This is a genomic window from Streptomyces sennicomposti, assembly GCF_019890635.1.
Taxonomy (GTDB): domain Bacteria; phylum Actinomycetota; class Actinomycetes; order Streptomycetales; family Streptomycetaceae; genus Streptomyces; species Streptomyces sennicomposti.
This window is the reverse complement of the sequence record NZ_JAIOAB010000060.1, coordinates 1-20,170: the sequence shown is the minus strand read 5'-3', so window position 1 is coordinate 20,170 and position 20,170 is coordinate 1. Positions and strand designations below refer to the sequence as shown.

12 protein-coding genes are annotated in these 20,170 nt (G+C 76.0%); 4 read left to right on the top strand and 8 right to left on the bottom strand.

What is annotated here, in order from left to right:
- Positions 1-28 precede the first annotated feature (28 nt).
- Positions 29-1,054: a 2,3-diaminopropionate biosynthesis protein SbnA gene (gene sbnA, locus K7787_RS25825; RefSeq protein WP_009187277.1), complete on the top strand. Its 1,026-nt coding sequence runs from the start codon at positions 29-31 to the stop codon at positions 1,052-1,054.
- A gap of 93 nt (positions 1,055-1,147) precedes the next feature.
- Here sbnA and K7787_RS25820 read toward each other — a convergent pair whose 3' ends face one another.
- Both K7787_RS25820 and K7787_RS25815 read right to left on the bottom strand, forming a co-directional pair.
- Positions 1,148-3,562, bottom strand: coding sequence for a glycoside hydrolase family 65 protein (locus K7787_RS25820; RefSeq protein ID WP_223003119.1), 2,415 nt, complete (start codon positions 3,560-3,562; stop codon positions 1,148-1,150).
- A gap of 80 nt (positions 3,563-3,642) precedes the next feature.
- Positions 3,643-4,713, bottom strand: a complete 1,071-nt coding sequence (locus K7787_RS25815; protein ID WP_223003118.1) for a zinc-dependent alcohol dehydrogenase family protein — start codon at positions 4,711-4,713, stop codon at positions 3,643-3,645.
- Positions 4,714-4,977: 264 nt separating this feature from the next.
- Here K7787_RS25815 and K7787_RS25810 point away from each other — a divergent pair, with 264 nt between their 5' ends.
- The gene (locus K7787_RS25810; RefSeq protein ID WP_223003117.1) at positions 4,978-5,379 is read left to right on the top strand and encodes an STAS domain-containing protein; all 402 of its coding nucleotides are present in this window, start codon (positions 4,978-4,980) and stop codon (positions 5,377-5,379) included.
- Between the two features lie 282 nt (positions 5,380-5,661).
- Here the strand turns inward: K7787_RS25810 and K7787_RS25805 are convergent, their stop codons facing one another.
- The 6 genes from K7787_RS25805 to K7787_RS25780 all read right to left on the bottom strand — a co-directional run bounded on the left by K7787_RS25805 (position 5,662) and on the right by K7787_RS25780 (position 16,294).
- Entirely contained in the window at positions 5,662-6,090 is a 429-nt protein-coding gene (locus tag K7787_RS25805; RefSeq protein ID WP_019985708.1) for a cold-shock protein, read from the bottom strand.
- Between the two features lie 133 nt (positions 6,091-6,223).
- On the bottom strand, positions 6,224-7,429 hold the full coding sequence (locus K7787_RS25800; protein ID WP_223003116.1) for a globin domain-containing protein: 1,206 nt from the start codon (positions 7,427-7,429) through the stop codon (positions 6,224-6,226).
- A 285-nt stretch (positions 7,430-7,714) separates the two neighbouring features.
- The gene (locus K7787_RS25795) at positions 7,715-12,589 is read right to left on the bottom strand and encodes an AAA family ATPase (RefSeq protein ID WP_223003115.1); all 4,875 of its coding nucleotides are present in this window, start codon (positions 12,587-12,589) and stop codon (positions 7,715-7,717) included.
- Between the two features lie 21 nt (positions 12,590-12,610).
- Complete coding sequence (locus K7787_RS25790; RefSeq protein WP_223003114.1) at positions 12,611-13,498, bottom strand: hypothetical protein; 888 nt, start codon at positions 13,496-13,498, stop codon at positions 12,611-12,613.
- Positions 13,499-13,634: 136 nt separating this feature from the next.
- Positions 13,635-14,978 (bottom strand): aKG-HExxH-type peptide beta-hydroxylase, encoded by a 1,344-nt coding sequence (locus K7787_RS25785; RefSeq protein WP_223003113.1) that lies wholly within the window; start codon positions 14,976-14,978, stop codon positions 13,635-13,637.
- Positions 14,975-16,294, bottom strand: coding sequence for an FxsB family cyclophane-forming radical SAM/SPASM peptide maturase (locus K7787_RS25780; protein WP_282107287.1), 1,320 nt, complete (start codon positions 16,292-16,294; stop codon positions 14,975-14,977). Before K7787_RS25780 ends, K7787_RS25785 begins: the two co-directional genes overlap by 4 nt.
- Positions 16,295-16,518: 224 nt before the next feature.
- Here K7787_RS25780 and fxsA point away from each other — a divergent pair, with 224 nt between their 5' ends.
- Positions 16,519-16,728 carry an FxSxx-COOH cyclophane-containing RiPP peptide gene (fxsA, locus tag K7787_RS25775; protein WP_158694069.1) on the top strand — a complete coding sequence of 70 codons (210 nt, stop codon included), beginning with the start codon at positions 16,519-16,521 and terminating at the stop codon, positions 16,726-16,728.
- Between the two features lie 42 nt (positions 16,729-16,770).
- Positions 16,771-20,170, top strand: a 3,400-nt coding sequence (gene fxsT, locus K7787_RS25770) for an FxSxx-COOH system tetratricopeptide repeat protein (protein ID WP_223003112.1), incomplete at its 3' end; no start/stop codon positions are given.

Genomic DNA, 20,170 nt, shown 5'->3' with positions numbered 1-20,170 from the left:
CTCGGCCCGAGCGCGTCAGGAGGCCAGCGTGCCCGTCATCTCCGCCCCCCACGCCTTCAACGAAGGCCAGCTCTATGTCGATCTGCGGCCGATATTCGGGCGCTCGCTCTTCCTGAAGTGCGAGGGCTTCAACTTCGCGGGCTCGATCAAGCTGAAGGCCGCGATCGAGATGGTGGAAGCCGCGGAACGCGACGGACTGCTGACGGAGGACTCGATCCTGGTCGAGTCCTCCTCCGGCAACCTCGGCGTCGCGCTCAGCATGATCGCGGCCAGCAAGGGCTACCGGTTCCTGTGCGTCACGGACTCCCGCTGCAACCTGTCCACCAGACTGCTCATGGAAGCGCTCGGCAGCGAGGTCCAGGTCATCGCCGACCTGGACGCCAACGGCGGCTTCCTCGGCGCCCGCATCGACTACGTGCGCGCGCTGTGCGCCTCCGACGACCGGTACGTGTGGCTCAGCCAGTACACCAACCCGGGCAACTGGGGCGCGCACTACCGCAGGACGGCCCCGGAGATAGCCCAGCAGTTCCCGCGCCTTGACGTGCTGTTCGTGGGCGCGGGCACCACCGGCACCCTGATGGGGTGCGCCCGCTGGTTCCGCGAGTGGCACCGGCCGGTGCGGATCGTGGCGGTGGACACCGTCGGCTCGGTGGCCTTCGGCGGCGAACCGGGCCGCCGGATGATCCCCGGGCTCGGGATGAGCATGCGCCCGCCGCTGCTCGACGAGTCCTATGTCGACGAGGTCATCCGGGTGGAGGAGGCGGACACCATCCGCGCCTGTCACCGGCTGGCCCGGCGCGGTTTCCTGTTCGGCGGCTCCACCGGCACGGTGGTCAGCGGCGCGATGAAGTGGCTGGCCGAGCACGACGCACGCCATCTGACGGCGGTGGCCATCGCCCCGGACCTCGGCGAGCGCTATCTGGACACCATCTACCAGTCGACCTGGCTGGAGGACCTGTACGGCGCCGAGGTGCTCAAGTCCCTGGAGGAGTCCAAGGGTTCCCGCGGCGCGGAACGGGTCGCCGGTGCGCCCGACCGCCGGCAGGAGCCGTAGGACGGGAGACGGGTACGGGCTCCTCGCGATCGCGGGAAGCCCGTACCCGTCCGTGGTGGCGCGGCCGTGCGGCGGGGCCGGGCGTGCGCGGGCTCACTCGGGCAGGACGAGACGGCAGGTCTCCCCCGGCTCGACGCAGACGGCCCGGCCGGCCAGGCGCACGTCGATCGGGGTCTGGTGGGAGCGCGGCAGGGTGATCTCCAGCCGGCCGTGCGCCAGCCGCAGCCGCACGCCCCAGTGGCCCCGGTAGCGGATGTCGAAGCCGTAGGAGGACAGTTCGGGCAGCGGGGCCGGGTCGAGCCGGAGCGCGCCGTCCCTCGCCTCCAGGCCGGTCAGCCCGCGCTGGACGAGGTCCAGGGTGCCGCCCATGGCGCCGAGGTGGATGCCCTCGCCGGTGGTGCCGCCCTGCACGTCGGCGATGTCGCCGCGCAGCGCCTCCTGCACGAAGGTCCACGCCTCGGCGCGGCGGGCCCGGGCCAGCACCCAGCCGTGCACCACGCCGCTGAGCGTGGAGCCGTGGCTGGTGCGGGCCAGGTAGTAGTCGACGGTGCGGCTCCACAGCTCCTCGTCGAGGTGGTGGCCCAGCCGGCCGAAGAGGGAGCGGAGTTCGGCGGGCGGAAAGAGATAGCCGAGCATCAGCACGTCGGCCTGCTTGGACGCCTTGTACCGGTTGACGGTGTCGTCCTCCGCCTCCAGGATCCGGTCCAGGCGGCGGATGTCGCCGTAGCGGTCGCGGTAGCCGGGCCAGTCGAGTTCGGCGAGGTCGCCGTAGCCCGCGAACTGGCTGATGACCCCGTCGTGGAAGGGGACGGCGAGGGTGCGCGAGACCTCCTCCCAGCGCTGGAGTTCGCCGCCGTCGAGGCCGGTGCGCTCCAGCAGGTCGCGGTGGCGCGGCTCGGGCAGCAGGCGCAGCGCCTCCAGGGCGCGCTGGAGCACCCAGGCGGCGGTGACGTTGGTGTAGGCGTTGTCGTCGAGGCCGGGCCGCTCGGCGTCCGGGTAGGCGTCGTGGTACTCGTCGGGGCCCATCACCCCCAGGATGCGGTGGCGGCCCAGCCGCGCGTCCCAGGTCGCCGAGTCGGCCCAGAAGCGGGCGATGCGGACCAGCATCTCGGCGCCCTTGGTGTGCAGGAACTCGGTGTCGCCGCTCGCCTCGCAGTACTGCCACACGTTGTACGCGACGGCCGAGCCGACGTGCCGCTGGAGGTGGGAACGGTCGGGCAGCCAGCGCCCGGAGCGGGGGTTGAGGTGCAGCCGCTGGGTCTCCTCCCGGCCGTCGCTGCCGCTCTGCCAGGGGTACATCGCGCCGCGCCGGCCGGCCGCCCGCGCCGCCGAGCAGGCCTGTTGCAGCCGCCGGTGGCGGTAGTCGAGCAAGGCGCGCGCCACCTCGGGCAACCGCAGGTTCAGGTACGGCAGGACGAACAGCTCGTCCCAGAACACGTGCCCGCGGTACGCCTCGCCGTGCAGGCCCCGCGCGGGCACGCCGACGTCCAGGTCGGCGGTGTGCGGGGAGAGCGTCTGCAGGACATGGAACAGGTGCAGGCGCAGGATGCGGCCCGGCTCCCCGGGCACGTCGATGCCGGCCCTGCGCCACAACTGCCCCCAGGCCGTGCGGTGGTCGGCCAGCAGCGCGTCGAAGGCGGGCGCGGCGGCCACCCGCAGGGTGGCGGCGCACAGCGGGTCGCTGATCGCGCGGTCGTGGGAGGTGTGCAGGGCGGCGGTCTTGTCGAGGGTGAGGGTGCGGCCGGGTGCGAGGCGCAGCCGGGTCTCCTGGAGCGCGCGCGGCGGCTCGTGCCGGGCGGTGATCCCGCCGTCGCCGGTGAGGCGGGTGGCCAGGCCGATCTCGATGCCGGAGGTGCGGGTCCGGCAGCCCAGCCACACCGTGCCGGGCGCGGCGGTGCCGGTGCGCACACCGGTGAGGTGCCGGCCGTCCAGGTCGCGGTACCGGGCCACGCCGGAGTTGGTCACTCCCCCGTCGATCGCCGCCTCCACCTCCAGGTCCACGCCGGCGCCCTCGACGGTGAACTCGGTGCGCAGGGCGGCGACATACGGGTCGGCCATGTGCACGATCCGTAGCTGACGGACCATCAACACGCGGTCGCCGTCCAGCCCGTAGCCGGTGCGCCGCTCCAGTACGCCGTCGTCGAGGTGCAGGGTCTGGCGGTGGCCGAGGACCCGGGTGGTGTCCGGGGTGAGCCAGTCGCCGCCGGGGAGCCGGAACCGCAGGGGCAGCCAGTTGGGCAGGTTGACCATGTCCTCGTTCTCGACCTCGCGGCCGGCGACCCGCGAGACGAGCCGGTTGTAGCATCCGGCGAGATACGTGCCGGGATAGTGCACGTCGTCGGCATCGCACTCCGGGAGCGCGCCGCGGGTGGCGAAGCGGCCGTTGCCGAGGGTGCACAGCGACTCCCGCAGCCGTTCGGCCGCGGGGTCGTAGCCGTCGTACACCCAGGTGCCGGCCGTCGTGGACGCACACCTGCCGCGCCCCGACGGCCGCGGGGGCAGCTCCATCCCGCACCGCCTTCCGTCTCGCGGGTCACGGCAGCACGGGTGTGCCGGGCCGCGGGCTTCCTCGGGTCGTGCCGTGCGGGTCAGGCCGTGGCGACGGGGACCACCTCGCGCTGCGGTCCGCCGAGGACGACCTTGAGCGCGCCCGTCTCGGCGGCGTGCCCGAAGACGTCGTACGCCTCCTGCATGCGCTCCAGCGGGAAGGTGTGCGTGAGCAGCTGCGAGGTGGGCAGCCGGCCGGCGGCGGCCATCTTCAGCAGGGTGGGTGTGGAGTGGGTGTCGACCAGGCCGGTGGTGATGGTCACGTCCTTGATCCACAGGTCTTCGAGGTGCAGCGTCGCGGGTCTGCCGTGCACGCCCACGTTGGCCACGTGTCCGCCGGGGCGCACCATGCGGGTGCACATCTCGAAGGTCTCCGGCAGGCCCACCGCCTCCACCACCACGTCCGCGCCGAGCCCGCCGGTGAGGTCCGCGACCAGTTGCTCGGGGGCCTCACGGGCGTCGGCCACCGCCTCGGCGCCGAGCGCGCGGGCGGCCTCCAGCCGGGCCGGGGCCACGTCCACGGCGATGATCCGCTCGGGGGCGAACAGCCGGGCGGTGGCGATCACGGCGAGGCCGATGGGTCCGGCCCCGACCACGGCCACGGTGTCCCCGGGCCGTACCCGCCCGTTGAGCACGCCCACCTCGTAGGCGGTGGGGAAGATGTCGGCCAGCAGGACCGCGTCCTCGCTGGGGACCGCGGCGGGCAGCGCGTGCACGGACAGGTCGGCGAAGGGGACGCGGACGTACTCCGCCTGGGTGCCGTCGATCAGATGGCCGAGGATCCAGCCCCCGCCGCCGAGGCACTGGCCGTACACGGCCTCGCGGCAGTAGCGGCACCGGCCGCAGGCGGTGACGCAGGAGACCAGGACGCGGTCCCCGGGCCGTACGGTGCGCACGTCCGAGCCGACCTCGACGACCTCGCCGACGGCCTCGTGGCCCAGTACGGTGCCGGGCCGCACCTCGGGCACGTCGCCCTTGAGGATGTGCAGGTCGGTGCCGCAGATGGTGACGGTGTCCACCCGTACGACGGCGTCGGTCGGGTCCTTGATGTCCGGGTCGGGCACGTCCTCCCAGGCGGACTGCCCGGGGCCGTGGAAGACATAGGCTTTCATGCCGGTCCTCACCCTCTCTTCTCGGGCTCTTCTCGGGCGGATGCCGGGGGCCGGGCGGCACGCGGCCGGCCGGGCCGGCCCGAGGGGGCGTACCGCCGGGAGGTCCCTCGGTTCCCTCTTGTCCTCGGTTCCATCTTGTCCGCTGACCGGAGGTTCCGCTCGGGCCGGACGGCGCCGGTCGCGGGACCTCGGGCCCAGGGGTACGGTCCGGCCGGGGCCGAACGGCCCTACCGCCCGCCCTGCCCGCCGGGCTTTCCTTGCGGTATGTCCACGAGCCAGACCCGGCCCCTGACCGGTCACATCGAGCGCACGGCCGGCGGGACGACCGTCGTGACGCTGAGCGGCGACGTCGGCTTCGCCACCCGGCTGTGCCTCGGCGGTCGCCTGGACGCGCTGAGCGCGGGCCCCCGCCCCGACCTGGTGCTCGACCTGCGTCACGTGCCGTTCATCGACTGCGCCGGGCTGGGCCTGCTGTGCCGGGTGCGCAACCGGGTCACGGCGCGTGGCGGGCGGCTGCGTCTGGTGAGCGACAGCGCGTCGTTCCGGCGGATCCTGCGCCGCACGGGTCTGGCGGGCGTCTTCCTGGTGCTGCCGGAGTTCACCGGCGCGCCGGCCGGCCGCCCGGTGCGCGAGGAGCACCCGGCGGTTGCGGCCGTGCAGGTCTGACCGGTCCGCCCGGCGGTTCCGGCCGCGCGTGTGTGACCGGTCGCCCGGCGGTTGCGGCCGTACGGGTCCGAACGGTCCCCTCGGCCGCACCCACAGGTCCCACCGGCCCCACCCCGGTCCGTCCGGCGGGCGGGGCCGGGTGAGCCGGTACGCCGGTTCTCGTCCGGGGCGAGGAGTGGTCCCGAAGCCCGGACGAGAAGTGGTCCCGGAGCCGGCACGGAGCGGGGCCCGGCGCCACCAGGCGCCGGGCCCCGCTCGGGCTGATCGGGCCTTCCGCCTCCGTCAGCCCTCGATCCAGCCGCGCTTCGTGGCGAACTCCAGCAGCCCGGCGCGCACTTGCAGGATCTGACTGCCCGTCAGCGTCGGTGCCGAGGACAGCAGGATCTCCGTCACCTCCGCGACGAACTCGTCGTGGCGGAGCACGTCGCACAGTCCGTCGTCGCCCGCGGCCCGCGCGCCCGCGGCGGCGGAGGCGGTGGCCGGCGGCGTCACCGGGCTGCCGTCGGCCTTCGTGGCGAGCCGCACCGACGACGCCTTCGGGCCGCGGTCCCCCTCCTCGATCTCGAACTCCACCACGACCCCGGAGCGGACGTAGGACTCCGGGATCAGCATGTCGTTCACATGGAGGAAGACGTCCTCCCCACCGTGATCGGGCGCGATGAAGCCGTAGCCCCGCGCGCTGTCGAACCGGACCACCTTGCCAGTGACCACACCACACCCCCAGCACCATCCCCGGGCGACCTGCCCGGGCCAACTGAAAGAAGGGTAGTACGGCGTCGTCGCCGTCGGTCCCGGTCCGGCGGGGCGGGGCCGCCGGACCGGCGGGTGGACGGCCGCCGCCGCTTCAGCCCTCGGCGTGGGCCAGCCACAGGTCCGGGCCGAACACCTCGTAGCGGACACGGCGGGCGGGCACGCCGAGCGCGAGGAGCTGGGCGCGGACGGCGCGCATGAACGGCAGCGAGCCGCACAGGTACACATCGGCGTCGGCGGGCGGTTCGAGCCCCTCCAGGTCCATCAGGCCGCTGTGCGCCCCGGGTTCGCGCTCGGCGTCCTCCTCGTACCAGAAGTGGGCGCGGGCGTCGGGCAGTTCGTCCACCAGGCGGCGTACGTCGGCGCGCAGGGCGTGGTCGGCCGGGCTGCGGTCGGCGTGCAGGACCCACACCTCGCGGCCGGAACCGGTGGCGGCGAGGTGTTCGAGCATGCCCGCCATCGGGGTGCAGCCGATGCCGGCGGAGACCAGCAGCAGCGGTGCGTCGGAGTCGTCGAGGACCACGTCGCCGAACGGGGCGGACAGGGTCAGTTCGTCGCCGACGCCGACGGTGCGGTGCAGCAGGTTCGAGACCTCGCCGTCGGGCGCCTGGGCCTCGCCCGTCACCCGCTTGACGGTGATCCGGCGCAGCTCGTCGCCGGGGGCGCCGGAGAGGCTGTACTGGCGCAGCTGGTGGACGCCGTCGGGCAGCAGGACGCGGACGCTGACGTACTGTCCGGCGCGGGCGGGCGGCACGGGTCCGCCGTCGGCCGGACGCAGCAGGAAGGACACCACGTCGTCGGTCTCCTCGTGGCGTCCGACGACGGTCCACTGCCGCCACGGGTGGCGCGGATCGACGCCGGAGCGCTGGTAGAGGCGGGCCTCGCGGGCGATGAGCGCGCCGGCCATCAGCCAGTACACCTCGTCCCAGGCGCCGGCCACCTCGGGGGTGACCGCGTCGCCGAGGACGTCGGCGATGGCGCGGAAGAGGTACTTGTGGACGATCGTGTACTGGTCCTCCGTGACGCCGAGGGCCGCGTGCTTGTGCGCGATCCGGGACAGCAGCGCGTCAGGGCGGGCGTCGGGGTCGGCGAGCAGCGCCTGGGCGAACGCGGCGATGGACCCGGCCAGGGCCCTGCGCTGTTCCCCGTTGGCCTGGTTGCCGCGGTTGAACAGGCCGTCCAGCAGCTCGGGCTGTTCGGCGAACATCGTGCCGTAGAAGCGCGTCGTGATCTCGTCGAGGGCTCCGCCCACGGCGGGCAGGGTCGCGCGGACGACGGCGGCGGACTCGGGCGAAAGCATGGTTCTCCTCGGGAGTACGGGAGTACGGCAGTCGGGGGTGGCGGACTGACGCGGGCACTGTCCTTCGTCTATCAGCCGGGCGGGCCGCCGCGGGCGGCCGAGCGCACGATCGAGGCCGAACGGCGGGGAAGCCGGGCCGGGCGGTCCCGGCCCGGCGGACGGATCGGGGCCGTACGGCCCTGGCGGCCGGTACCGGACGCCGCCACTCCCACGGGCGGTTCCGCCCCGTGACGCGGCCTGGTCCGCGCGGTCGGCGCGCAGGGGTCGCGCCGACGCGCGCTGTCGTCAACTGCCGGTGTGCGGCGGCCCGTCGGGGAGCGGTCCCTCGGCGAGCGGTGCGCCCCCGCCGAGGGCCGGGTTCCAGGTGAGGCAGGCCGTGCCCGCCGCGTGGGCGACGACGAAGCCCGTGGCGCACGCGGCGAGCGCGCACACGGCCGCGGGCAGGTGGTACGTCGCGGGCAGGCGCGTACCGTCCGCCGGGTCCCAGGCGAGGACGCGGCAGTCGGCGCCGCCGCCGAGGACCACGGCCCGGCCGTCCGGCAGCCGGGCCGTCGCGAGGGCGGTCACCGGGAGCCGTGGGCCGTCGAGCCGCCGGACCGCCGCGCGCCCGCCGAGGTCCCACAGCCGGGTCTCGCCGGTGGCCTCCCCGGACACGGCCACGGTCCGCCCGTCGGGCAGGGCGGCGGCGGTGACCGCGTCGACGCGTCCGCCCGCCCGGGTCAGGGCCGCGATCTCCTCCCCGGTGTGCGCGTCCCACAGCAGCAGGCCGCCGGCGTCGTCGCCGCTGACGACCGCGCCAGGTGTGCCGGGTACGACGGCGAGGGCGAGGATGCGGGCGCCGTCGTGGCCCGCGAAGGCCGCCACGCGGCGGCCCGTCGCCGGGTCCCAGACCGTCGCCGTGCCCTCGTCGCCGCCCGCGACGACGACCGTGCGCCCGTCGGTCAGACGCCCGGTCGCCATGGTCCGGACGCGTCCCGTCCCCGAGTCCCAGGCCCGCAGCAGCGTTCCGCCGGCCAGGTCCCACACCCGCAGCCGGCCGTCGCGGCTGCCGGTGGCCGCGACGCGGCCGGTTCCCGGCAGCTCGGCCGTGGCGACGGCCCGCGCCAGCAGCGGCCGTTCGGGGTCCAGCAGCCGGCGCACGATCCGGCCGCCGGCGAGGTCCCGCACCTCGGCCGTCCGCTCCCCGCCGACGGCCACGAGCAGCCCGCCCGTGCCTCGCGGTATCTCGCGGCCGTGCGGGCCGCCGCCGTGTACCGCACACCCGCCGTCCGGCGCTCCCCCGACGCACACCGCGCCGCCGCCGTCCGCCGCGTCCCCGGCGCCCGCCGCAGAGCCGGCACCCGGCCCGCACGTGCCGCTGGCCGCGCCCTCCGGGACCGGCGCACACGTATCGCCGAGCGCACCACCGCCACCGGACACACCTCCGGCATGCACAGCGTCGCCACGACCCGACACACCCGGGTCGTCCGCCGCGCCCCACACCACTCCCCCGTCGGCCGGCACACCCCCGGCACACCCAACAGTGGCCGTGGCGACCGCCAGCGCCGTGACCGGTTCCTCGTGGGCGGTGTCCGGCGTTTCCGGGCCGGAGGACGTGACGTCCCAGACCACGGCGCGTCCGTCCGCGCCGCCGCTGACCGCGACCACCCGCTCGCCGATGCGGCCCACGGCCACGTCGTGCACGCCGTCGGCGTGGGCGGCGAAGTCATGGGTGCGCCCGCCGGAGGCCAGGTCCCACACGGCGACCCGTCCGTCGGCGCAGCCCGTGACCGCCATGCCCGTGCCCGCGCCCTCGGCCAGCGCCGCCCGGGTGATCACCCCCTGCTGTTCGTCCAGGTCGTAGAGCCGGTCCCCGGTGTCCAGGTCCCAGACGACCACGCGGCCCGAGCGGTCGCCGCTGACCGCCAGGCACCGGTCGCCGACCCGGCCGGCGGCCACCGCGGTCACCCAGTCCGTGTGCCGGCGCAGCGCGTGCACCGGCGCTCCGTCGGCCAGGTCCCACACGCGCACGGCGCCGTCCCGGTCGCCGGTCACCGCGAGGTCGGCGCCGTCGGCGCGGCGGACGACGGCGGCGGCGCGGACGAAGTCCCGGTGCGGGCCGAGGGGGTGCAGCCGGCGGCCGGTGCGCAGGTCCCACACCATGGCCGTGTACTCGTCCCCGGCGGCGAGCACCACCGCGTCCCCGCCGGTCAGTTCGGCCGCGGCCAGGGTCCGTACGACCACGGCGGGACTGTCCTCCTCGCGGAGCAGCCGTCCCTCCTCCACGTCCCAGACGAGGAACTCCTTGCCCTTCCCGGCGGTGACGGCGCGCGCGCCGTCCGGCAGGGCGAGCGCGGTGAGCAGGCCGACCGGACGGCCCCGGGGGTCCGCGACGGAGTGGATCAGGGCGCCGGTGCGCAGGTCGTGCACGCTGATCCCGCCGTCGTCGCCGCCGGAGACCAGGACGGTCCGGCCGTCGGACAGCCGGACCGGGGCGAGCGCGCGGACCGGTCCGCCGGACCGGACGGGCGGGTCGGGAACGCGCGGGCCGGGCAGGCCGGGGACGCGCGGGCCGGGCGGGGCGGTCGGGTCGTGGCCCTGCGGGCCGGGCGGTTCGTGGCCCTGGAGGGCGGGCAGCGGGTGGCCGCGCAGGGCGTCGAAGCGGCGCACCCGGCCGTCGTCCGCGACGGTGACGACGAGGTCCGTTCCGCCGCCGCCCGGGGCCGTGGCGGCCAGCGCGACCCGTGTGACGTGGCCGCCGTGCGGTGCCAGGGTGTGCAGCCGGGCCGGGGAGGCGGTCCGGCTGACGGCCCAGCGCGGCCGGGCGAGCGCCTCGGGCGGGGCGCCGAGGCAGGCGGCGAGGTCGGGGCGGCGCCACACGGCCGCGTCGAGGTCCAGCAGGTCGCGCCGTACGGCCGGGTCGTGGCGGCGCGGGTCGTGGGCGGTGCTGTGCCGGTACACGTCGGCGTGCGCGCGGGCGCGGGGGTCGCGGGCGCGGTGCAGGTGCCGGGTGAGGCGGTCGGGGTCGGCGTGCAGCAGGTAGCCGGGGTCGGCGACGAGCCGGTCCAGGTCCGCCCGGCCGGAGTCGGCCGCGTGGTCGGCGAGGTGGCGCAGCAGATAGGGGTCGGCGTCCGTCCAGTCGCGTATCCCGCCGGTGGCCGGGACCTGTTCCAGGAGCGCCCGCAGCACGTCGGCGGCGTCGGCCCGGGGTGCGAGGTGCTCGGCGAGGGCGCGGTGGAAGAAGCGGTAGAGCCTGCGGTCGCCGTCGGCGGTGACGCGCAGGTAGAACCGGCCGCGGCGCAGCGCCCGCCGGGTGTCCTCGGGCGTGGGCGCCAGCGGGCCGCGGGGCGTTTCGGGGGCGAGGGCGAGCGCCACGGCGTGGATGGTCGCCAGGGGCATGCCGGCGCCGGCCGCGCGGGCCACGGCGGTCAGCACGGGGCCGGTCCAGGGGTCGTCGGCGAGCAGGGTGCGCAGGTTCAGGTCGAGCATGCCGGGCAGGTCCGCGGGCAGCTCGGCGAGGACGCGCTCGGCGGGCGGCGGGGTGTCGGCGGCGGCCAGGGCGCGGACGTGGGAGCCGTAGAGGAAGGCGGTCAGGAACGCGCCGTGTTCCAGGGAGTACGCCAGGCGCCGGCCGAGCGTCCGCGCGACCTCGGAGGGGTAGCCGGGGCCGAGCATGCGGTCGAGGTAGGCGGCCAGGTCGCGGGCGAGGACGTCCGGGCGTTCGGTGTCGAGGTCGATGCGGTCCCGCGGCCGGCCGGCCAGGGCCGTGTGCAGGGCGGGCAGGGTGTCGGGCCACAGCCGGGCGCCGATGAGCACCCGGCAGCCGGGCGTCCGGTCCTCGGGCGTGCGGCCGGCCAGCGGGAGCAGCACCTGGCGCAGCAGTTCCTCGGGGTCGGCGGCCTCGTCCAGGGCGTCCACGGCGACGGTCACCGGGCCGCGCGCGCCGAGGGCGTCCAGCAGCCGGTCCGCGGTGACCTCGGTCGGTGCGGGCCCGGCGGCCGGATCGCCGTGCGTCTGCCGGTACAGGGAGGCCACGACCTGCCGTGTGGTCAGGCCGCTGGCGTGCACGGCGACGAAGTCGGGGTTCTCGCGGGGGCGGAAGCCGTCCACGGCCGTCTCCGTGCGCAGCGCGGCGAACTTCGGGTGGACCGCGCAGACGGCGGCGCCGAGCAGCGCGGACTTCCCGGCGCCGGGGCTGCCGGTCACCACCAGCAGCCGGCCGGCGTCCCCGGCGGGGTCGTCGAGCCAGTGCCGCAGGTGTGCCAGTTGCCGGGCGCGGCCCCGGAAGAAGGAGGGGCCGCCGTGGCCGGTGCCGGTCACGCGGGTGACGAAGTGGAACGCGTCGAGCCGGGGGTCGAGGGCGGCGGCGAAGTCCAGCAGGCCGGAGTCGTAGGCGGCCCACAGGCGTTCGGCGCGGCTCGCCCCGTGCCAGGGGTTGGGCAGGATCGGCGCGGGCGGCAGCGCGGCCTCGTCGTGCGGGGTGCGGACGACGTCCTGTTTGGGTTCGCCGCGTTCGCGGTCCGCGCGGGCCAGCGCGGCGTCCGTCTCCCGGGCCAGCAGGTCGACCGGGACGTGGGCGTACTCCGGCGGGACGACCAGTTCGCGCCGGGCGATCCGGTCCAGGACGCCGGCGGCGGCCGTGCTGAACCGGGCGCCGTAGGTGATGGCGCGGGTGTCGCAGGCCGCGACGACCCAGGTCCTGCGGTCCGTGACGCCGAGCAGCCGGGCGGTGAGCTGGGGGCGCAGCGCGGCGCCCGCGTGGCACACGTCCAGCAGGAACAGCACCGGTCCGCCGTCGCCCTGGCGGACGTCCTTGAGCAGCGCCTCCACCTCGACGGCGGTGGCGCGGATGCGGCTGCGGGCCGGGTCGGTGCCGGCCACGGCGAGGTAGAGGTCGTTCTCGACGAGGAGGCCGTGGCCGCAGAAGTGGACGATCAGGGGGTCCTGGCCGGCCCGTTCGCGCGCGGTGCGCCAGGCCGTGTCCCACTCCAGGCGGGTCGGGTCGGTCAGCACGGGGGCGACCTGCGCCCCGGCCGCCGCCAGCGCCCGGGCCACCTCGGCGACGGCGTCGGCGACCCGGGGCAGGGAGCGCAGCGCGACGACGCCGGCGGCCCGCTCCTCCTCGGTGAGGGTGCGCTCCGGGAAGGTTCCGGCGCCCGCCACGAGCGCGTGCAACGTCACTGGCCGGCTCCCTCCCCGTCCTCAGGAGCCGTCGAGGTACGGGGCGAGCGCGGCGGCCGTGAGTCCGTCGGCGAGGTAGCCGCCGAGGGTGTGCGGGTCGAACAGGCCGATGTCGGTGGTGTCGTGCCGGTCGACGGGGAACGCCCCGCCGAGCCGCGGCGGGATCGCCACGAGGTCGCCGAGGTCGGCGATGTTGGTCCAGTGCCGTACGCCCGGCGGCCGGGAGCCGCGTCCGGCCACGGGTTCGGGGTCCAGTTTGCGCAGCATCGCGGGCAGGCCGAGGGGCGAGCCGAGGGTCAGCAGCAGGTCCAGTTCGAGGTCGGGGTGGGCGTGCAGGGTCTCGTACGCCACGACGCTGCCCAGCGAGTGGGCCACGACGACGCGGGCGCCGCTGGCGCGGATCGCGTCGGCGACGGTCTGCCGGATCAGGGTGCGGCGGCCCGGGCGCGAGGTGTAGGAGTCCAGGTCCCGGACGGTGGCGACGACCAGCCGTGACAGCAGTTCGGTCAGTCGCTGCCGGGCGCCGGGCGGGGCGTCGGGGGCCCGCTGCGCGACCAGCCGGCCGAGCGTCCAGCGCAGGGGGGCGAGGAACGCGGCCTGGGAGTCGTCGGGTTCGCCCGCGCCGGCCGCGCGCAGCCACTCCAGCGCCTCGGCCGTCTGCGCGGGCGACAGGTCCTCCAGGGTGTCCTCGTCGGCGGACTGCGCGTCGTCGGGCCGGAACCCGTCGGTGAGCTGGTGCGCGTAGTAGGCCATGACCAGGGGCGGTACGGCGACGTGGGTCAGGTGTGCGGCGTCCAGGCCCTGGCGCAGCCGCTTCGCGGCGTCGTCGGCCTTGTGCCGGGCCGCCTCCCGCGGGGGCACGCCCCGTTCCTCGTTCCAGATGCCGTGCACCAGAACCACGGTGCCCATCCCCACCACCCCCATGGCCGAGCCGCTGTGCGTGTCCCCTACCCGGTCCGTGCCCGTCCGACGCACCTCGGGTCATCCGCAACAGCCGCTCACACGTGTCACACTCTCGTGAGAACTGACGGCCCGTCAAGGGTGCTCAGCGGACGGGGTTGTCGTCCGCCCGGTGTCGTCCGCGGCGTTCTCCGGCCGCCCGGTGCCGCTCCCGGTGCTCCGCGGCCTGGCGGTCCGCCTCGCGTACGGCGCTCGCCGGCAGCGGCGTCGCGTTCAAGTCCGCCAGGGCGTGCGCCATCGCGGTGACGAACCGGCGGCCGGTCGGCGTCAGCCGGTCGGCGCCGTCGGTGAGGATCACGTCGGCGGCCCGCGCCGCGGCCCCGCGCCAGCGCGCGCACCGCACCTGTGCCCGGTAGCGCTCCTCGGGATCGCGTTCCGCGGCCGCCTCCACGGCCCAGAACCGGGCCACGGACAGGAAGGCGTAGGTGCCGTGCAGCAGGCCGGGCAGCGGTCTGGGGTCGTCGCGCCAGGGCGCGTAGTGCAGGCGCGGCGGCTCGTCCGGGCCGGCCGGGGTCAGCAGGTCGACCAGGTGGGTGACGGCCAGCAGCTTGCTGTGCTGCATCTCGTGCACCAGGGTCTCGGCGAAGGCGCGGGCGCAGACGGGGCGGCTCAGGGCGACGCCGCCGAACATCTCCGCCGAGCTTCCGCTGTGGTGGGCGCCGTCGCCGTCGTCCACGGGGACCGGCATCAGCGACCGCAGCCCGGCCGCCAGTTCGCCGGCGTGTCCGGCGTGCCGGGCGCGCAGCAGCCGCAGCGCGAAGGCGGCCCCCGTCCGCCAGGACCGCACCTCGGCGGCGGACAGCCGGGCCGGGGCGGGGCCGTCCGTGGTGTCGGCGTCGTCCAGGACCACTCCCGGGGCGGCCACCGGGCGCAGCGGCCACCAGCCGGGGCGCTCGCGGTACAGCTCGGCCGGCGGCGGCAGCCTGAAACGCGTGCCGTCGCCGTACTCCAGGTCCCGGCCGCGCAGCCGTACGACGCCGTCCGGGCCGGGGCCGGGCAGCGGCACCGTTCCGAGACCGGGCAGCACGGCGCCCCGCCCGGTGGCGCCGAAGGCGACCGGGAGGTCGAGTCCGGCGGCGAGGGCGGCCGCCGCGGCGACGGACGCCAGCGGCAGCGCGGCCCCCTGGCCGGGCCGCTCCAGCGCCCGCCAGGTGGTCACCAGCCGGGGTCCCGTCGAGGGGTGGGCGAGCACCCGGCGGGTGGCCGTGGGCGCGGTGCGCCGGGCCTCGGCGAGCACGCCGAACAGGTGCCGCACTTCGGCCTGGGTCGCCCCGCCATGCTCCCGCGCCCGGTCCAGCACCGCCCGCAGGAGCAGCAGCCGGCGGCCGTACTCGGCGTCCGCGAGCAGCCGGACCGCCGGCGCGCCGCCCCCGCCCCGGGCCAGCGCCTCGAAGACCGGGTCGCTCAGGCGGTAGGGGCGCAGGGTCATGGGCAGGCCTCCGGCACCGGTGAGAGGCGGCGCAGCCGGGCGGTGTCGGCGGCGACCCGGCGGTGCACGTGCCGGACGAGTGAGGCGAGGTCGGGGCAGTAGACGCTGGGATTGCGGAAACCGCTGCCGTCGGCGCGGTAGCGGTGGACGTGGTGGCCGCCGCCGCACACCGGCAGCAGCGAGCAGGCCCGGCACACGGCGCTCAGGGCCGCGGCCCCCGACTGGCGGGCCCGGACGTCGGGGTGGGCGAGCGCCCGGTCGAAGGAGTCGCGGGCGACGTGCAGTCCGGTGCGGGTGGCGCCGGCGCGGGCCACCCGCAGGGTGTCGTCGAGGGCTATGGAGCCGTCGGTCTCCACGACGACGTACCGGACGGGTTCCAGGCCCAGTCCCTCGGTGCGGGAGCGCCCGCCGAGCACCAGGGAGACCAGGTTGTGCAGCACGCGTACGTCGGTCTCGCGCACCGGAGCGGCGTACCACTGGTCGAACACCGCGGCCAGCCAGTCGCCGTACGGCGTGTCGGGGCGGCCGGCGATCCGGCCCGGCGGCGGGGCGGCCCAGGTGCCCAGCGGGAGCAGGAAGTCGATCATCGGGGGCCGGTAGCGGAGCAGTTCCCGGTAGGTGGCCAGGGGGTCGTTGCGCAGGTCCACGGTGCACAGCAGGCCGGCGAACAGGCGCCGGTGGGGGCCGTCGGCGAGCCGCCGGAGGGCCGCGGCGACCCGCCCGTGGCTGCCCCCGCCGCCGGGGCGCACCCGGTGCCGGTCGTGGGCGGCGCGGTCGCCGTCCAGGCTCACCCCGACGCGTACGTCCAGTTCGCCCAGCGTGTCGAGCCAGGCCTCGTCCAGCCGCCACGCGTTGGTCTGCACACAGGTCTCGACCCGTACGCCCGGGCCCGCCGCGCGGGCGATCTCGGTCACCGCGCGGCGCAGCAGCCGGGGTCCGGCGAGCAGCGGCTCGCCGCCGTGCAGCACCACGGTCACGGCGCGCAGTCCGTGCGCGCGGACGTGTTCGGCGATGCGGTCGGCCGTCCAGGCGATGACGGCCGGGGACATCGAGCGGGGCTGGTGCCGCCAGCTCTGGTCGGCGGCCCGGTACATGTAGCAGTAGTCGCACGCCAGATCGCATCTGCTGTGGAACTTGAGGACGAAGGTGTGGAACGGGAATTTCCCGTGACCGGCCGGTGAAGAAGGTTCGGCGACGGCCCGGGAAGAGGGTTCTCGGCGGTCCGTGGAAGAGGGTTTCGCGTCGCTCGGGGAACAGCGTCCGCCGTTTTGCGAGCGAAGGGCCGCCCGCCCGCACTCACCCGTTTCCGCGCCCATGGATCTCCCGTGTGCGAACGTATTCGCGTCCCGTCCGGGCCCGGAGGGTCGCGTGGCGCGCCGCCCGTCACTGAGCGCTCCGCGCGCCGTCGTTGCCAGTAGACTCAGCAGTGTGGCAGCAAGTCGGTTGTTTGGCAGCCGGGTTCACCGGCCAAACCACAACTGTCCGGCAGTCCTCCACACCGTGGCGGATTCTCGACGGAAACGGGATGACGGGGCTCCGTATGGATGATCAGACCGAAGCGCGGAACGTCGTGGAATCGCCATTGGTCGACCTGTCCGAATTCCCCTTCGAGGAAATCGCCGCGCTGCCGGAATCCGCGCTGGTTCTCGCGCTGCGCCGGGTACGGGACGAAGCCGCCCGCCCGGAGGCGCTGTTCCACACCAACTACACCCAGCAGCCGGATCCCCCCGCCCTGCCCGAGGCTGATTAGAGCCACGCGGACGCACCCACCCCGAAGCGAAGCGGAGCCGAGATGTCCGAGGCGGACGGCCGAAACCAGCGCCCCCGCGTGACGGTGTTCTGTTCCACGGCGGAGAACATCGGCCAGACCACGACCCTGCTGAACACCGCCGTGCTGCTGGCCCGTTCCGGCCGCCGGGTGCTGGTGCTGGACGCGCGCAACGCGGACGCCCGCACCCGCTCCTACGTCCGGTCCGTCACGCCCGGCCCCGCCCTGCTCGCCGACAGCGAGGGCGGTCCGGCGGTGGAGGAGTGGCAGCCGGCCGGCGCCGTCCGGCCGATCGGCATCGTCACCCTCAAGGGGCACGACGCGCTGCGGGCGCTGCCCGCGCCGGAGGACCCGGCCTTCGGCGGCTACGACGACGTCCTCGTGGACGCCCCGCTGATCCGCACCGACCGGCAGGCCGCCGATCTGGCCCGGCTGCCGTCGGTGCTGGTGATGTGCTTCACCGCGGCCTCCTCCTTCATCGAGTCCGCCGTCCTGCTGGCCGAGCGGCTGCGCGCCCACGCCGAGCGGCCCTTCGAGGTGCTGGCGCTCGCCCTGCAGACCGACCCGGCCCACGAGGACCAGTTGCGGCTGGCCCGCGACCGGGCCCGCGAGCGCTTCGCCCCGCTCGGCGACGGCCGGCCCGCCCGCTACCTGGAGATCCCCTACCACGCGCTGTCGGAGCGCAGCCCCCGCCTCGGCATGGAGCTGGAGCCCGGCAACGGCTTCGCCGAACGCGTCCGCCCCGCGCTGGAGCGGCTGGCGCGGGCCCTGGACCGGCCCCGCTTCACCCGGCCCGCCAAGGCGCTGCTGGTCTGCGCTCCCAGGCACGCGGTGTGGGCGGAGTGGATCGAGGACCGGCTGCGCGGCACCCGCGTCCAGGTGGTCCGCCGCTCCTACGACGACTGGACGGTCCAGCCGCCCGGCCCGGACGAGGTGCTGCTGCTCCTGCCGCCCACCGCCCCCGGCCCCGAGGACCGGCAGGCGCTGCGGGAGCTGTCCGACCCCGGGGTGCGGATGGTCCTGGTCGACGACGAGGCGCTGCCCCGCGAGTTCGCCCACCACCAGCGCGTCGATCTGCGCCGGCTGTCCGAACAGCGCGCGGCCGAGCGGCTGCTGCGCGCTCTGGACCTGCCCGCCGACACGGTCCGCCCGTCCCGGGGCCGCCGCTTCCCGAGCCTGCCCAACAGCACCAACCTGGTCGCCCGCAACGTCGCCTTCGTCGGCCGGGACGCGCTGCTCGGCGAGATCCGCACCGAGGTCGCCGAGCTGGCCCGCGAACACCGCCCCTGCCTGGTCGCGGGCGCGCCGGGCATCGGCAAGAGCGAGGTGCTGCTGGAGTTCTGCCACCGCTTCGGCGGCTCCTACGACGTGGTGTGGTGGCTGGCCGGCGACGACCGCAGCGAGATCCTGTCCGGTCTCACCGCACTCGGCGGCGCCCTCGGCGAGCCCACCCGGCAGGACGCCGCCGCGCACGTGCGCGCCCTGCGCTCGCGCGCCGACGCCCTCGGCGAGCGATGGCTGCTGGTGTGCGACGAGATCGACGACGCCGCGGGCGCGGAGCGGGCCGCCGCTCTGCTGCCCGAGCCGTCCGAGCACTGCCATGTGCTGATCGGCGCCCGCACCCCCGCCGAGGAGGCCGACCGCAGCGCCCTGGAGGTGCCGCCGTTCACCCGGGCCGAGAGCGAGGCGCTGCTCACCACGATGGTGCCGGGACTGACGCCGCTGTCCGCGCGGACCGTCGCCCAGCGGGTCGGGCCGCTGCCGCTGGCGCTGTGGCTGGCCGCCTGCTGGCTGCGGGTGGCCGCCGAGCGGGCCGAGGCGGTCAACCAGTCGGGGCCGCAGGCGCTGCTGACCGCGGTGGACGACTTCAGCCGGGCCTTCGACCCGCGCCGCCAGGCGCACGGCGCGGGTCCGACGCCGAGCGTCGAGGTGCTGCTGCACCTGGCCCGCGCCTCCCTGCTGCGCACCCCGGCGGCCGAGGCGTGGGCGCGGGAGCCGGTGGGCAGCCGGGCGCTGGTGTGGCTGCTGGAGGCGTGCGCCCTGCTCACCGGGGCCGGCGCGGATCTGCGCCTGCTGCACTCCCGGCAGTTGGCCACGGCGCTGGCCCGTACCGCGCCGGACCCGTCCGGCGGCCGGACGGGCGATCCGACCGCGCCGGTGCGCTCCGGCGACCAGTTGCTGATCGACGCCTCGCTGTGGGCGATGAACCGGCACGGTCTGCTGGACTTCGACTTCGCCCGCCCCGACCAGCCCGTCCGCCAGCACCGGGTGCTGCGGGACCTGATCGTCGCGGAGCTGAGCGGCGCCGACCGGGCCGACCGGGAGGAGGAGCTGCGGGCCGCGATCGGCGACACCCTGCTGGTGACCGACCAGGACCGGCCGGCGCCCGCCCCGCAGACGATCGTGCGCCGCGGCCGGCAGATCGACGCGCTCAGACTCTGGGCGGACCGCCGCCCCGAGGTCCGCCAGGCCCTGCTCGCCCATCTGTCCGACCTGATCGTCAGCCAGGAGGAGCAGCACCTCCAGGACGCCCGGCGGCTGGCGGAACTGGCCGAACCGTACTGGGAGCCGGACTCCCTGGAGGGACTGCGGCTGCGGTCGATGCTGTCGCAGACCCTGCGCCACCTCCAGGTCTACGGGCCGTCCGCGCGGATGGCCCGCAGCGTCCTGCAGAGCTACCGCACCCGGCTCGGCCTCGGCCATCCCCGCGCCCTGCTGGCGGCCGACGGCTACGCCGCGAACCTGCGCACCTTCGGCCGTTTCGGCGACGCCCTGGACGAGGGGCTGCACGCCGCGCGCGCCATGACCCGGCTGCTCGGGCCCCGGCACTGGACCACCGAGCAACTGCGCCGCAACCTCGCCTGGCGCTACGCCGTGCTCGGCAACTACCCCGAGGGCCTGCGCATCCTGCGCCTGCTCTACGACCACCGGCGCGCCGTCGGCGGGGACGACGACCCGGTGGTGGAGGGCATGGTCCCGAAACTGGCCGAGATGCACCGGCTGCTGGGCCAGAACATCGAGTCCTACCAGTTGCTGAAGAAGGCCCGGGTGCTGGGCGGGGCGCAGCCCCGGATCAGCCGGGTGCCGCTGGTGGTGCAGGCCGAGAACGGGCTGGCGGTGAGCGAGCGCCGGCTCGGCGGCCACGAGCGGGCGCAGGAGCGCGATCTGCGCACCCTGGACATGGCCGCGGCCATGCTGGGCGAGCGCAGCATCGCGGCGCTGCGCTGCCGGTTCAGTCTCGCCGCCGACCATCATCTGCTCGGCGACCACGACGGCGCCGTGGCGGAGACGGAGCGCTGTCTGGAGGGGCTGGAGGCGACGCTGGGGCCCGAGCATCCGTACGCCGATCTGTGCCGGGTGCGTCTGGGCGTGCATCTGCGCGGCGCCGGCCGGCTGCCACAGGCCCGCGACGTCGGCCGGGCCG